The organism is Enterobacter sp. JMULE2 (assembly GCF_013337145.1).
Classification (GTDB): domain Bacteria; phylum Pseudomonadota; class Gammaproteobacteria; order Enterobacterales; family Enterobacteriaceae; genus Enterobacter; species Enterobacter mori.
In genome coordinates, this window is record NZ_SGWD01000013.1 from 102,895 (window position 1) to 117,482 (window position 14,588).

Below are 14,588 nucleotides of genomic sequence, written 5' to 3' on the forward strand. Positions count from 1 at the left end.
ACGTGGCTTTATAAAGGGAGATGACAAAATAGTGTCCAAAAGATTTTCGATTGGGCATAAACAAAAATGATGGGGTGACTGGGTTTTTATGAACGAACAATATTCCGCGTTGCGTAGTAATGTCAGTATGCTCGGCAAAGTGCTTGGAGATACCATCAAAGATGCGTTGGGGGAAAACATCCTCGACCGTGTTGAAACCATCCGCAAGCTGTCTAAATCTTCCCGTGCCGGTAACGAAGCCAATCGTCAGGAGCTGCTCACCACCTTGCAGAACCTGTCAAATGATGAGCTGCTGCCCGTTGCACGCGCATTCAGCCAGTTCCTGAATCTGGCCAACACCGCTGAGCAATACCACAGCATTTCGCCAAATGGCGAAGCTGCCAGCAACCCGGAAGTCATTGCCCGTACGCTTCGTAAACTCAAAGACCAGCCCAATCTCAACGAAGCCACCATCAAAAAAGCGGTGGAATCTCTTTCGCTGGAGCTGGTGCTGACCGCTCACCCAACCGAGATCACTCGTCGTACGCTGATCCACAAAATGGTGGAAGTGAACAACTGTCTGAAGCAGTTGGATAACAAAGACATTGCCGACTACGAGCGCAACCAGCTGATGCGACGCCTGCGCCAGCTGATTGCCCAGTCCTGGCATACCGATGAAATTCGTAAACATCGCCCAAGCCCGGTCGACGAGGCCAAATGGGGCTTTGCGGTGGTGGAAAACAGCCTGTGGGAAGGGATACCAAACTATCTGCGCGAGCTGAACGAACAGCTGGAAGAGAACCTGGGCTACCGCCTGCCGGTTGATTTTGTTCCGGTGCGCTTCACCTCCTGGATGGGCGGCGACCGCGACGGTAACCCGAACGTGACCGCAGAAATCACCCGTCACGTCCTGCTGCTGAGCCGCTGGAAAGCGACCGATCTGTTCCTGAAGGACATTCAGGTGCTGATCTCCGAGCTGTCGATGGTTGAAGCAACGCCGGAACTGCGCGCGCTGGCCGGAGAAGAAGGCGCCAGCGAGCCGTACCGTTTCCTGATGAAAAAACTGCGTGGTCAGCTGATGGCGACTCAGGCCTGGCTGGAAGCACGCCTTAAAGGTCAGCGCCTGCCGAAACCCGAAGGTCTGCTCAGCCAGAACGAGCAGCTCTGGGAGCCGCTGTACGCCTGTTACCAGTCGCTTCAGGCCTGTGGCATGGGCATCATCGCCAACGGCGAACTGCTCGACACCCTGCGCCGCGTGAAGTGTTTCGGCGTGCCGCTGGTGCGTATCGATGTGCGTCAGGAAAGTACCCGTCATACTGAAGCGCTGGGTGAACTGACCCGCTACCTCGGCATCGGCGATTATGAAAGTTGGTCCGAAGCCGACAAGCAGGCCTTCCTGATCCGCGAACTGAATTCCAAGCGCCCTCTCCTGCCGCGCAACTGGGAGCCAAGCAACGACACCCGCGAAGTGCTCAATACCTGTAAGGCGATCGTGGATGCGCCGAAAGGATCGGTGGCCGCCTATGTGATCTCCATGGCGAAAACCCCGTCTGACGTGCTGGGCGTTCACCTCCTGCTGAAAGAAGCCGGTATCGACTACGCTCTGCCGGTCGCGCCACTCTTTGAAACCCTCGATGACCTGAACAACGCCAACGACGTGATGACGCAGTTGCTGAACATCGACTGGTACCGCGGCTTTATTCAGGGCAAGCAGATGGTGATGATCGGCTATTCAGACTCCGCAAAAGACGCGGGCGTGATGGCGGCATCCTGGGCGCAGTATCAGGCGCAGGACGCGCTGATCAAAACCTGCGAGAAAGCCGGTATTGAACTGACCCTGTTCCACGGACGCGGTGGCTCAATCGGCCGTGGCGGCGCACCTGCTCACGCAGCGCTGCTGTCACAACCACCGGGAAGCCTGAAAGGCGGCCTGCGCGTCACCGAGCAGGGCGAGATGATCCGCTTTAAATACGGTCTGCCGGAAGTGACGATCAGCAGCCTGTCGCTCTACACCAGCGCCATTCTGGAAGCGAACCTGCTGCCGCCGCCGGAGCCGAAAGAATCCTGGTGTCGCATCATGGACGAGCTGTCAGATATCTCCTGCGATCTGTACCGCGGCTACGTGCGTGAAAACAAAGATTTCGTGCCTTACTTCCGCTCGGCTACGCCTGAGCAGGAGTTGGGTAAATTGCCGCTGGGCTCTCGCCCGGCTAAGCGTCGCCCAACCGGTGGCGTCGAGTCTCTGCGTGCAATTCCGTGGATCTTCGCCTGGACGCAAAACCGTCTGATGCTGCCCGCCTGGCTGGGTGCCGGTGCCGCACTGCAGAAAGTGGTGGAAGACGGCAAGCAAAATGAACTGGAAACCATGTGCCGCGACTGGCCGTTCTTCTCTACCCGCCTGGGCATGCTTGAGATGGTCTTCTCAAAAGCTGACCTGTGGCTGGCGGAATACTACGATCAGCGTCTGGTGAAACCTGAGCTGTGGACGCTGGGTAAAGAGCTGCGCGAACTGCTGGAAGGCGACATCAAAGTGGTGCTGGATATCGCCAACGACTCACACCTGATGGAGGACCTGCCGTGGATTGCCGAATCTATCCAGCTGCGTAATATCTACACCGACCCGCTTAACGTCCTGCAGGCCGAGCTGCTGCACCGTTCGCGTCTGGCAGAAGAGGAAGGTAAAGAGCCGGATCCACGCGTCGAACAGGCGTTAATGGTGACAATTGCAGGCGTTGCGGCGGGTATGCGTAACACTGGCTAATGCTTTACGCCCGGCGGCGCTGCGCTTGCACGGGCCTACGATAAGTAGGCCGGGTAAGCGTTAGCGCCACCCGGCAAATTTCGGTAGTCCCTTATGCATTTCGATATCACCCAGATTTTGACTGACCTGGTGAACCGCTCGTTACCGCTGGGTCAGATTCATTTCTCAGCGCTGACTGAACAGCATCCCCGAACCTCTCCCTGCCTCGGCATTACGCTTGATACCCCCTGCGAGGCCTTTTTTTCTTTTTTTGGACAAATCACACCTCCCGCGCCTCACGTCCTGAGCATACATTTCGGTAAGCAGCAGCTTACAATCGAGTTACAGCGTGACAATGTACTCTTACAACAATTACAGATTGCCCGACGTGGCCCGCGAACGGGGGCTTTTCTTCTGCAAACGCTCACCGAATTACAGATGCAGCCTGAGGAGCAAGACACAGCAAGGCTGGTGATTTTAAGTCTGCTCAGCCACTGCCGGGATCTGCTTGGCAGCGAAATTCACACAGACAGCCGCGGCCGGGCACTGTTCGAAGCCGTTCGGAGCTATATCGAAGAAAATTATGCCTCTTTGTTAACTCGCGAATCCGTAGCAGAGGCGTTCTACATCTCACCAAACTACCTTTCCCATCTATTCCAGAAAGTCGGCAGCGTCGGATTCAATGAATATTTAACAAAAACGCGCCTGGAACATGCGCGTCAGCTGCTGAAAGGCTACGATCTCAAAATTAAAGATATCGCCACTCGCTGCGGATTTACGGACAGCAACTACTTTTGCCGTCTCTTTCGCAAGCACACCGAACGTTCCCCTTCCGAATATCGACGCCAGTATCACAGCCAGCTCATCGCCAAAAAGTAGCATTGTGATCGCTCTCTCACTTCGCTAAGGACATTACATTTGTCCAGTATTTAGCAAAATTGACCTGTATTCGCCGCGCCTGGGTGCGCCGTATCCTTTATTCAACCTTTCTGACTTAAGGAAAAATAATGGAACTGTACCTGGATACCGCCAACGTGGCGGAAGTAGAACGCCTGGCGCGCATTTTTCCCATAGCGGGCGTCACCACAAATCCGAGCATCATTGCTGCCAGCCGCGAATCCATCTGGGAGGTGCTCCCGCGCCTGCAAAAAGCCATTGGACCAGAAGGCACGCTGTTTGCCCAAACCATGAGCCGAAACGCAGAAGGCATGGTGGCGGAAGCTAAACGCCTGAGTAACGCCATCCCGGACATCGTGGTGAAAATCCCGGTCACGGCGGAGGGGCTTACCGCGATCAAGGCGCTGAAAAAAGAGGGCATTACCACGCTGGGTACTGCCGTTTATAGCGCCGCACAGGGTTTGCTCGCCGCGCTGGCGGGCGCGAAATATGTCGCGCCCTATGTAAACCGCGTTGATGCTCAGGGTGGTGACGGCATTCGCATGGTCCAGGAGCTGCAATCCCTGCTGGAACTGCACGCGCCGGAAAGCAGGGTGCTGGCCGCCAGCTTCAAAACGCCGCGCCAGGCGCTGGACTGCCTTCTCGCCGGATGTGAAGCAATCACGCTTCCTTTAGATGTAGCGCAACAAATGCTCGGCACCCCAGCGGTAGAGTCAGCCATAGAGAAGTTCGAGCAGGACTGGAAAAACGCGTTTGGTAACCTCAACCTCTAAGGGAGAACTGTTATGGACCGTATCATTCAATCACCTGGGAAATACATCCAGGGTGCTGATGTGCTTACCCGTCTCGGCGACTATCTGAAACCGCTGGCACAGCGTTGGCTGGTTGTTGGCGATAAATTTGTGCTGGGTTTTGCCGAAGAAACCCTGCATCAGAGTTTTAAAAAAGCCGAACTGCATGCCGAAATTGCGCCGTTTGGTGGCGAATGTTCACAAAATGAAATCGATCGCCTGAAAAAGCTGGCCGACAGCGCCGACTGCATGGCGGTGCTGGGCATTGGCGGCGGTAAAACGCTGGATACCGCCAAAGCGCTTGCCCACTTTATGGACGTGCCGGTCGCCATTGCGCCAACCATCGCCTCCACCGATGCGCCGTGCAGCGCCCTCTCCGTGATTTATACCGACAGCGGTGAGTTCGACCACTACCTGATGCTGCCGCACAACCCGAACATGGTCATTGTCGACACCAAAGTGGTGGCGGGCGCACCGGCGCGGCTGCTGGCCGCCGGGATTGGCGATGCGCTGGCAACCTGGTTTGAAGCACGCGCCTGCTCGCGCAGCGGGGCAACCACTATGGCGGGCGGAAAGTGCACACAGGCGGCGTTAGCGCTGGCCGAGCTGTGCTACAACACGCTGGTTGAAGAGGGTGAGAAGGCGATGCTGGCAGCGGAACAGCACGTGGTGACGCCTGCTCTTGAACGCATTATCGAAGCCAACACCTATCTCAGCGGCGTAGGCTTTGAAAGCGGTGGTCTGGCAGCGGCACACGCTATTCATAACGGTATGACGGCGGTACCGGATGCGCATCACTTCTACCACGGCGAAAAAGTGGCGTTTGGCACGCTGACTCAACTGGTGCTGGAAAACGCGCCGGTAGAAGAGATCGAAACCGTCGCGGCACTTTGTCACAGCGTGGGGCTGCCGATCACGTTGGCGCAGTTGAATATCAAAGAAGATATTCCGGCGAAAATGCGTCTGATTGCGGAGGCATCTTGCGCAGAAGGTGAAACCATTCACAACATGCCGGGCGGCGTGTCACCGGATCAGGTTTACGCGGCGCTGCTGGTTGCCGACCAGTATGGGCAGCGTTTCCTGCAGGAGTGGGAGTAAATAGCGTGAATAAAAATCCCCGCTGATGCGGGGATTTTTTTGCCCGTAGGCCGGGTAAGCGTTAGCGCCACCCGGCGCAAGGGTTACTGCAGGTCAAACCGATCCAGATCCATCACCTTCGCCCATGCCGCTACGAAGTCACGAACGAACTTCTCGCTGGCATCGCTGCTGGCGTAAACCTCAGCCAGCGCGCGCAGGACAGCGTTGGAACCGAAGACAAGGTCGGCACGGGTAGCGGTGTATTTCACTTCACCGCTGGTGCGGTCGCTACCGGCAAACAGTTCGTTTGATTCATCGGTCGCTTTCCACTGGGTGTTCATATCCAGCAGGTTCACGAAGAAATCGTTGCTCAGCACGCCTTCACGGTTGGTGAATACGCCATTCTTGCTGCCATCGAAGTTGGCACCCAGAACGCGCAGGCCACCGATCAGCACCGTCAGCTCTGGCGCGGTCAGCGTCAGCTGCTGGGCTTTGTCGATCAGCAGTGACTCGGTGGTGGACACATCCACCTGCGCACGGTAGTTGCGGAAGCCGTCGGCAATCGGTTCGAGCAGAGTAAACATCTCGATATCCGTTTGGTCCTGACGCGCATCGACGCGGCCCGGCGTGAACGGCATGTTGACGTAAACACCTGCGGCTTTCGCAGCCTGCTCAACGCCTACGACGCCCGCCAGCACGATGATATCGGCCAGTGAGGCTTTGTTGGTGGTGCGCTGGATAGCTTCCAGAGCCGGTAACGCACGAACCGCCGCGGCGTTCACATCCCAATCGCGCTGAGGTGCCAGTGCCAGACGCGCGCCGTTGGCACCGCCGCGCTTATCGCCACCGCGGAAGGTTGACGCTGACGCCCAGGCAACCGAAACCAGTTCACTCACGGACAGACCGGATGCCACAATTTCCGCTTTCAGGCTTTCAATGTCTTCTTTCGAAGGATTGAACACCGCCTGCGGCAGCGGATCCTGCCAAATCAGATCTTCTTTCGGCACTTCCGGGCCGATGTAACGCGCTTTTGGCCCCATATCGCGGTGGGTCAGCTTGAACCAGGCACGCGCGAAGGCTTCGTTGAAGGCCTGCGGATCGTTCAGGAAGCGGCGGGAAATTTTCTCGAATTCCGGGTCAAAACGCAGCGTCAGGTCGGTGACCAGCATGGTAGGTTTACGTTTTTTCGACGGGTCAAACGGATCGGGCATGATTTCCGGTGCATCCACGGCTTCAAACTGAATCGCACCTGCCGGGCTGCGGGTCTGCACCCATTCGTATTTGAACAGGTTCTCGAAGAAGTAGTTGCTCCACTGGGTAGGGGTTTGCGACCAGATGACTTCCAGACCGGAGGTAATGGCATCTGCGCCAATCCCCGTGCCGTGCGTGCTCGCCCAGCCCAGGCCCTGCGCTTCAATCGGCGAGGCTTCCGGGTCGGTGCCCACGTGCGTGGCTTCACCCGCGCCGTGGGTTTTGCCGAGAGTGTGGCCGCCTGCGATCAGCGCAACGGTCTCTTCGTCGTTCATGCCCATGTTGCCGAAGGTCGCACGAATGGCCGCCGCAGCAGACAGGGGTTCACCGCTGGCGTTTGGCCCTTCCGGGTTGACGTAAATCAGGCCCATTTCGGTGGCGGCGAGAGGACGCTTCGCCAGCGCTTCCGGGTCACGGTGGGTCAGCCAGGCCTTTTCATCGCCCCAGTTCACGTCCAGATCCGGCTCCCAGACGTCTTCACGCCCGGCGCCAAAACCAAAGGTGCGGAAGCCGGAGTTCTCCAGCGCCACGTTACCCGCGAGGATAAACAGGTCAGCCCAGGAAATTTTTTGTCCGTATTTTTGTTTGATAGGCCACAGCAGGCGGCGCGCCTTATCCAGGCTCACGTTATCAGGCCAGGAGTTCAGCGGGGCAAAACGTTGTTGACCGCGTCCGGCACCGCCGCGTCCGTCAACGGAGCGATAGGTACCTGCCCCGTGCCAGGCCATACGGATAAACAGGCCCGCATAGCTGCCCCAGTCGGCAGGCCACCACGGTTGAGAATCGGTTAAAAGTGTTTTGAGATCGCCTTTAAGGGCGGAGTAATCGAGCTTGCTAAATTCTTTGCGGTAGTCGAAGTCTTCACCCAGTGGGTTCGAACGATTGGAATGTTGGTTAAGAAGATCGATGCGGAGTTGTTTTGGCCACCAGTCGCGGCTGCCTGTACCTGCGCCCGCGCTGTGATCGACGCCGCCCTGATGGAACGGGCATTTGCCGACTGATGCCGCTTTATTGGTCTCGTCTGACGTGCTCATCGCTTTGCTCCCTTTTACAGTGTTACCGTTACGATATACGCCCTTGTTGATAAGGTATAGTTGAGATAACCCACAGATTCGATAGTTAAATCCGTTTAATTTCCCATGGAAAATACATGAGTTTTGTACGTCAAAGGCAGCATTGCTGATATGGCAGGAAAATAAAACCCTTATAAATCAAAAAACCCTCCGAAGAGGGCTCTTTTTTGTTACACGCCTGGTCTAACGCCGAGCGTGTGGCATATGGCGTAACTCATCTCTGCACGGTTCAGCGTGTAGAAGTGGAAATCCTTCACCCCTTCACGACTCAAGATCTTCACCATGTCCATCGCGATATTTGCGCCCACCAGCTTGCGTGTTTCCGGGTCATCGTCCAGCCCCTCGTACATTTTAGACATCCAAAGCGGAATGCGCACATTGGTCATATCGGCAAATTTCTTCGCCTGTTTGAAGTTAGAGACCGGCAGAATGCCCGGGATAATTTCGACGTCGATACCCGCAGAAACACAGCGGTCACGGAAGCGCAGGTAGCTTTCAACATCGAAGAAAAATTGCGTTATCGCGCGGTTCGCGCCAGCGTCGACTTTGCGTTTCAGGTTGAGCAGGTCCGCCTGGGCGCTTTTCGCTTCCGGATGCACTTCAGGATAAGCAGCAACGGAGATATCAAAGTCAGCCACGTCTTTCAGCAGCGCAACCAGATCGGCGGCATACATGTCCGGCTTGCCGCTCCCCGGCGGCAGGTCACCGCGCAGGGCAACGATATGACGAATGCCGTTATTCCAGTAATCCTGGGCGATAGCCCGCAGCTCGTCGCGGGTGGCGTCGATACAGGTAAGGTGCGGTGCCGCTTCCAGACCGGTACGATCTTTGATGCCTTTAATGATGCTGTGCGTACGGTCACGCTCGCCGGAGTTAGCACCATAAGTCACGGAAACAAACTTCGGTTTCAGGCTGCTCAGGCGATCGATAGAGCTCCACAGGGTTTGCTCCATTTCACTGGTGCGCGGGGGGAAAAATTCAAAAGAGACGTTAATCTGGCCGTTTACTTCGGCCAGGCTCTGATTCAGGGCTTCCCGCTGGTTGGCGTGAAAAAAGCTCATACCTTACCTCTATCTATCGCGTGTCGTTGTCTGTGGTGTTGTGAACTTCTATACGTTTAGACGTCCAGATGTAAAAATGACGGAAAAGCGGAGTGACGTCAACATAAATAATCAACAATAACGGTGAGGTTTGTTCAGGGAAGATGAAGGGGATTCATGATGGGGGTGAGTGCGGTCTGATGCCCTCACCCTAACCCTCTCCCACAGGGAGAGGGAAATACAGGGGTTACAGTAGCTTAGCCAGACGGTTAATGTCGGACTGGATCGCCCCGGCGGTGACATCGCGCCCCGCGCCCGGACCGCGGATCACCAGCGGGTTATCGCGGTACCAGCGGCTTTCGATAGCGAAGACGTTATCGCACGGCAGCAGCGCCGCCAGCGGATGTTCAGGACGCACCGCCTCCACGCCGACTCGCGCTTTTCCGTTCGCCTCGAAACGCGCCACGTAGCGCAGAACCAGGCCCATCTCGTTGGCGGCTTCCAGACGCTGTACCATCTGCTCGTTCAGCTCGTCACCGTTTTCGAAGAAGTGATCTACAGACCCTTCCTCACATCCCGCAGGCACCAGCGATTCAACACGCACCTGACCCGGTTCGATGTCGTAGCCCGCTTCACGCGCCAGGATCACCAGCTTACGCATCACGTCTTTTCCGGCAAGGTCCACGCGCGGATCGGGCTCGGTTAAACCCTGCTGCCACGCCTGATCCACCAGGTCGGTGAAGGGTACGGTGCCGTCGAACTGCAGGAACAGCCAGGAGAGCGTACCGGAGAAGATACCGCTCAGCGCCAGAATACTGTCGCCGCTTTCAATCAGGTCGCGCACGGTATGGTTAACCGGCAGCCCCGCGCCAACGGTAGCGTTGTAGAGCCAGTGACGACCGGTTTTTTCAAACGCGTCGTGGATCTGACGGTATTTATCGGTGCTGCTCGCCCCCGCCAGCTTGTTGGCGCTGATGACGTGGAAGCCGTGGCTGGCGAAATCCAGATACTGATCCGCAAGCTGCTCGCTGGCGGTCACGTCCAGCACGACCAGGTCATCGTAAGGGTGCGCGCGCATCCACAGGAACAGGGACTCTTCATCCTGCTCAATGGCTTCATCATTAAAGAAGGCAAGCGCGCGGCTGGCGTCCAGCCCTTCGTAATTCAACAGGCTACGGCGGCTGTCCACCACGCCCGCAAGAATAAATTCAAATCCGGTACGCGCGGAGAGCGTTTCCTGCTCACGGGCGAACAGTTCCAGCCAGCGGGAACCGATGTTCCCTTTCCCGAACAGCACCAGGCCGATGCGTTTTTCCGCGCGGAACAGGGAGGTATGCAGACCCTGAATCAGGCTTTCGGTTGGCCCTTTACGCAGCACGGCCACCAGGCTAATTCCCTCTTCCGACTGCCAGGTGAACTCCACCGGCTGGCCTTTCAGTTGCTGCCAGAAGCGGTGGCAGTGCAGCGGGTTACGGGTGACGCCCGCGCCCACCATCGCCACCAGCGCCAGACCCTGACGCAGGCGAAGCTCGCCCGGCAGCCCCGCTTCATCGAGGATTTTCAGCGCGCTGTCCGCCACTTCTGCGGTATAGCAGAACTGCAGCAGCTGGCGGTCGTTGTGAACGCCGACGGCCAGCGGGCGCACCTGAGCACGTTTGAGGATCAGGTCGATATCTTTATGCGCCAGCTTGAAGTCCTGGCCCGCAGGCACCTGGAACTCAATCAGGCAGATGTCGTCGTGGCTGGTGACAATACGCGCGCCCGTACCGGAGGCCAGTACGCGTTCGATACGGGTAGAGCCTTGATCCGGGGTATAGCTGCAGCGCAGCTGCAGGTCGATATCGCTACCGGAAACCGGCTGCAGCGTACGGGCGTGCAGTACCGGCGCGGCCAGACGCGCCAGCTCGCTGGCTTCGTCGAGACGCAGCAGCGGCAGCAGGCAGGCATCTTTCACCTTACGCGGGTCCGCGCTGTAGACACCGGCCACGTCGCTCCAGATGGTGACGCGGGACACGCCCGCCAGGGCACCAATTTGCGTTGCCGAGTAGTCCGAGCCGTTACGGCCCAGCAGCACGGTTTCGCCCGCGTTGCTGCGGCTGATAAAGCCGGTCACGACGATACGTTTGCCCGGATGCTGCACCAGCAGCTGTTGCAGCAGCGGGTAGGACAAACCTTCATCCACCTGAGGCTGCGCGGCGCGTTCGGCACGCAGGAAATCACGCGCGTCGAGCCAGGCCGCCTCCACGCCCAGGTGTTGCAGAACGGCGGCCATCAGACGTGCGGACCACACTTCACCGTGGCCCACCACTTCGGCATAGACCGCGTCGGTAATACCGCTGTCCAGCAGGGCAGCCAGACGCTCAAGGTCATGGGTAAAGGCGCTGATCAGTCCATCCGCCACGTCCGCAGGCAGCAGGCCGGCAATCAGCTCGCTCTGGTAACGGCGTAAAGACTGTTGTACCTGATGCGCAGAAAGGCGATCGGTCTGGCTCAGTTTCAGCCAGCTAATCAACTGGTTGGTGGTGCTGCCCGCCGCCGAGACAACCATCATGTCACCCGGCTGTGAATACTCGGTCATGATCCCTGCAACGCGCAGGTAACACTTCACATCAGCAAGACTACTACCACCAAACTTGTGCAGTTGACGACCCTTCGCCCCTGCCTGCGCTATCACACTCATGATTACCCCTTGGCTGCGACCTGGAAGCCATTTTCCAGATCGGCAATTAAATCTTCAGAATCTTCAATGCCGGTTGAGATACGCAGCAGCGTCTCAGAGATCCCGGCGGCGGCACGTGCTTCCGGTGCCATACCTGCGTGCGTCATGGTCGCGGCGTGGGAGATTAAGCTTTCAACCCCACCTAATGATTCCGCCAGCGTAAACAATGACAGCCCGCTCAGGAAGCGACGCAGCGTTTGCTCGTCACCGTCCAGTTCAAAACTCAACATCGCGCCAAATCCTTTCTGCTGGCGCGCGGCAATCTCATGCCCCTGATTTTCCGGCAGCGACGGGTGATAGAGTTTCTTCACCAGCGGCTGGGTTTTCAGGAAATCGACGATCGCCTGGGCATTGCGCTGCGCCACTTCCATGCGTGGCGACAGGGTGCGAATGCCGCGTAACAGCAGGTAGCTGTCGAAGGCGCTCGCGGTGACGCCAATGTTATTGGCCCACCATGCCAGTTCGGTGACAACGTCGGGATCTTTTGCAATCACCACGCCTGCCACCACATCAGAATGACCGTTCAGGTATTTAGTGCATGAATGCAACACCAGATCGGCACCCAGTGCTAACGGGTTCTGAAGGGCCGGACTGAGGAACGTATTATCCACTACACTTATCGCTCCCGCATCCCTTGCGAGCTGACAAATTTTCGCAATATCGACAACGCGCAACAATGGATTGCTTGGACTTTCCACCAGAACCAGCTTCGGCTGCTCTGCCAGCGCCTGTTTCAGCGCCTGTTCGTCGTTTTGATCGACAAACAGCACGCGATAGCAGCCGCGTTTTGCCAGGCTATCAAACAGGCGATAGCTGCCGCCGTAGCAGTCGTGCGGAGCAACCAGCAGGTCGCCAGGCTTCAGGAACACTGTCGTCACCAGGTGGATTGCGGACATACCTGTATTGGTTAATACCGCACCTGCCCCCCCTTCCAGCTCTGCCAGGGCACGCTGGGTAACGTCACGCGTAGGGTTGCCACGACGGGAATAGTCATGCGCGCGGGGTTCATTAAATCCGGTGAAATTATAGGTACTGGAAAGATGAATCGGCGGGACAACGCAGCCGTACTGCTCGTCATCATTCAATCCGCTACGCACTGCGATGGTGGCCTGTTTACGCGTCATGGTGAGGGCTTCCTGGCTTAATAGGTGAAAAGTCAGGCACCAGAGTAAACATTGAAAGTATGGACGTCAATACATCTGGACATCTAAACTTCTTTGCGTATAGATTGAGCAATGCGCAAATAGCCGTTAAAATTATATGCTTTAGTGCACGCTGCAGCGGCAATATCCGTGCCACGGTATCGTCTCTACGGTAAACTAGGCAAGATTACGGTTCAAAACCGGCGGTTATCGGTTCTGCACCTTTAGATTAATGACTGAGAGGATTAAAGGTATCTCATGGCTGAATGGAGCGGCGAATATATCAGCCCATACGCTGAGCACGGTAAGAAGAGTGAGCAAGTAAAGAAAATTACGGTTTCCATTCCTCTGAAGGTGTTGAAGATCCTCACCGATGAACGCACGCGTCGTCAGGTGAACAACCTGCGCCACGCGACCAACAGCGAACTGCTGTGCGAAGCGTTCCTGCATGCGTTTACCGGCCAACCGTTGCCGAACGATGACGATTTGCGCAAAGAGCGCAGTGATGAGATCCCGGAAGAGGCGAAAATCATCATGCGTGAACTGGGCATTGACCCGGATACGTGGGAATACTAACTGCGGTGCGATCCCGCTGAGGTGACTCAGCGGGATGGTTTTTTAGAAGTTGTAGCCTAACCCCACGCGCAGACGCGTCTGGCGGTCGTCGCTGGTGGCGGTGTTATAGCCGGAAGAGACGTTGCCCACTTCCACAAACGGGATCCACGAGTCGATGTTATACGCCACGCGGAAGTTATATTCGTAATCTTCTTTTTTGTTGTTATACAGATCTTCGTTATCGGCGAACTTATAAATCCCGTTCAGTTCGAACATCCAGTTATCAATATTATAACCCAGCCACATTTCTGGGCGATAAACCATACGGTCATCTTTTCCGTCCGCGTTGCGGCGAGTGTATTCGGTACGATAGCGGAACGCTGTCCACCAGCTGTCATCAATATTATATTGCACCCGCAGATACGGCTTATAAATAGCCATATCATCGCCCATTTCAACGGCGACGCCCGGCTGCCAGATAAAACCCTGCCAGGTAAATTGATAGCTTGCCGTATATTCGTTGCTGTTACTTTCCATATTATTAAGCGCGTCGTTGGACTGCTTATTATCGGAGCGCGATACCGCCTCCACGGCCACGCCAAAGCCGGTGCCAAAGCGGTGCGACATGTACACGCGGTCGTAGTTACGCCCATCGTCGTAATACTCGTGACGATAATCAACATATCCCGCCTGTGCCGCACAGGACAATAATGGCAGGACGAATAACAGATGTTTAATTTTCAAAATCCTTCCCTCGAAGTAAACACGCTCTGAAAGCCATCGCAGTTAAAATGACAAATAAGAATGTATGACGAGCGAAGTGTAATTTTACGAAATGAGGGAAACCTTTTATTTTTTGACACACAAAGAAAAACAGTGGCAAAGAATTCAAGAAAACGAAGATACAGTTCACTATCCGTTAAAGAATACATCAGACAAATATATTAAAAACGGCTGCGCGTTATTAATTATTTAAGCGTTAAATATAATACAAGGATTTATTCAGGAGGGAAATTACAGGCACAAAAAAACCGCCCGGAGGCGGTTTCTTCTGGATGCTTATTTAGCGCCCGGGATGCTGAAACGCTTGTTGAAGCGGTCAACACGGCCACCGGTTGCAACATCACGCTGCTTACCAGTGTAGAACGGGTGGCATTTGCCGCACACGTCCAGGTTCAGATCGTGACCCACGGTGGAGCGGATCTGGATAGAGTTACCGCAAGAGCAGTTTGCAGTAATCATTTCGTATTTCGGGTGAATATCTTTTTTCATGGGAGAACCTCAGTTAAGGCCGCGTCGCTCTTCCAGCCCTAACGCCAGACAC

At 56.1% G+C, this 14,588-nt stretch carries 11 protein-coding genes; 5 read left to right on the plus strand and 6 right to left on the minus strand.

The annotated features are described in order from the left end of the window. The first annotated feature begins 88 nt into the window (after positions 1-88). The 4 genes from ppc to EXW94_RS12755 all read left to right on the plus strand — a co-directional run bounded on the left by ppc (position 89) and on the right by EXW94_RS12755 (position 5,505). Positions 89-2,740, plus strand: a complete 2,652-nt coding sequence (ppc, locus tag EXW94_RS12740) for a phosphoenolpyruvate carboxylase (protein WP_108417931.1) — start codon at positions 89-91, stop codon at positions 2,738-2,740. 93 nt (positions 2,741-2,833) lie between these two features. Continuing rightward, positions 2,834-3,598 carry a helix-turn-helix transcriptional regulator gene (locus EXW94_RS12745; RefSeq protein ID WP_174340261.1) on the plus strand — a complete coding sequence of 255 codons (765 nt, stop codon included), beginning with the start codon at positions 2,834-2,836 and terminating at the stop codon, positions 3,596-3,598. Positions 3,599-3,726: 128 nt separating this feature from the next. Beyond that, complete coding sequence (gene fsa / locus EXW94_RS12750; protein ID WP_174340262.1) at positions 3,727-4,389, plus strand: fructose-6-phosphate aldolase; 663 nt, start codon at positions 3,727-3,729, stop codon at positions 4,387-4,389. Between the two features lie 12 nt (positions 4,390-4,401). After that, positions 4,402-5,505, plus strand: coding sequence for a glycerol dehydrogenase (locus EXW94_RS12755; RefSeq protein WP_174340263.1), 1,104 nt, complete (start codon positions 4,402-4,404; stop codon positions 5,503-5,505). Between the two features lie 83 nt (positions 5,506-5,588). Here EXW94_RS12755 and katG read toward each other — a convergent pair whose 3' ends face one another. From katG to metB, 4 genes are all read right to left on the minus strand, one after another. Then, on the minus strand, positions 5,589-7,769 hold the full coding sequence (katG, locus tag EXW94_RS12760) for a catalase/peroxidase HPI (RefSeq protein WP_174340264.1): 2,181 nt from the start codon (positions 7,767-7,769) through the stop codon (positions 5,589-5,591). 209 nt (positions 7,770-7,978) lie between these two features. Beyond that, on the minus strand, positions 7,979-8,869 hold the full coding sequence (gene metF / locus EXW94_RS12765; RefSeq protein ID WP_010436968.1) for a methylenetetrahydrofolate reductase: 891 nt from the start codon (positions 8,867-8,869) through the stop codon (positions 7,979-7,981). Between the two features lie 226 nt (positions 8,870-9,095). Continuing rightward, positions 9,096-11,528, minus strand: coding sequence for a bifunctional aspartate kinase/homoserine dehydrogenase II (locus EXW94_RS12770; RefSeq protein WP_174340265.1), 2,433 nt, complete (start codon positions 11,526-11,528; stop codon positions 9,096-9,098). Positions 11,529-11,530: 2 nt separating this feature from the next. After that, complete coding sequence (gene metB, locus EXW94_RS12775) at positions 11,531-12,691, minus strand: cystathionine gamma-synthase (RefSeq protein WP_089599282.1); 1,161 nt, start codon at positions 12,689-12,691, stop codon at positions 11,531-11,533. A 276-nt stretch (positions 12,692-12,967) separates the two neighbouring features. Between metB and metJ the strand changes: the two genes are divergently transcribed. Further along, positions 12,968-13,285, plus strand: coding sequence for a met regulon transcriptional regulator MetJ (gene metJ / locus EXW94_RS12780; RefSeq protein ID WP_010436961.1), 318 nt, complete (start codon positions 12,968-12,970; stop codon positions 13,283-13,285). Between the two features lie 42 nt (positions 13,286-13,327). On the opposite strand, the gene EXW94_RS12785 is transcribed toward metJ, so the two are convergent. Then, positions 13,328-14,008, minus strand: coding sequence for an oligogalacturonate-specific porin KdgM family protein (locus EXW94_RS12785; RefSeq protein ID WP_126816753.1), 681 nt, complete (start codon positions 14,006-14,008; stop codon positions 13,328-13,330). 315 nt (positions 14,009-14,323) lie between these two features. Then, positions 14,324-14,536 carry a 50S ribosomal protein L31 gene (gene rpmE / locus EXW94_RS12790; protein WP_003862040.1) on the minus strand — a complete coding sequence of 71 codons (213 nt, stop codon included), beginning with the start codon at positions 14,534-14,536 and terminating at the stop codon, positions 14,324-14,326. Between the last annotated feature and the right edge of the window lie 52 nt (positions 14,537-14,588).

Bases quoted from the DNA above. Each gene is read 5' to 3' on its own strand.
- ppc (WP_108417931.1), top strand. From the start codon at position 89: ATGAACGAACAATATTCCGCGTTGCGTAGTAATGTCAGTATGCTCGGC.
- EXW94_RS12745 (WP_174340261.1), top strand. From the start codon at position 2,834: ATGCATTTCGATATCACCCAGATTTTGACTGACCTGGTGAACCGCTCG.
- fsa (WP_174340262.1), top strand. From the start codon at position 3,727: ATGGAACTGTACCTGGATACCGCCAACGTGGCGGAAGTAGAACGCCTG.
- EXW94_RS12755 (WP_174340263.1), top strand. From the start codon at position 4,402: ATGGACCGTATCATTCAATCACCTGGGAAATACATCCAGGGTGCTGAT.
- katG (WP_174340264.1), bottom strand. From the start codon at position 7,769: ATGAGCACGTCAGACGAGACCAATAAAGCGGCATCAGTCGGCAAATGC.
- metF (WP_010436968.1), bottom strand. From the start codon at position 8,869: ATGAGCTTTTTTCACGCCAACCAGCGGGAAGCCCTGAATCAGAGCCTG.
- EXW94_RS12770 (WP_174340265.1), bottom strand. From the start codon at position 11,528: ATGAGTGTGATAGCGCAGGCAGGGGCGAAGGGTCGTCAACTGCACAAG.
- metB (WP_089599282.1), bottom strand. From the start codon at position 12,691: ATGACGCGTAAACAGGCCACCATCGCAGTGCGTAGCGGATTGAATGAT.
- metJ (WP_010436961.1), top strand. From the start codon at position 12,968: ATGGCTGAATGGAGCGGCGAATATATCAGCCCATACGCTGAGCACGGT.
- rpmE (WP_003862040.1), bottom strand. From the start codon at position 14,536: ATGAAAAAAGATATTCACCCGAAATACGAAATGATTACTGCAAACTGC.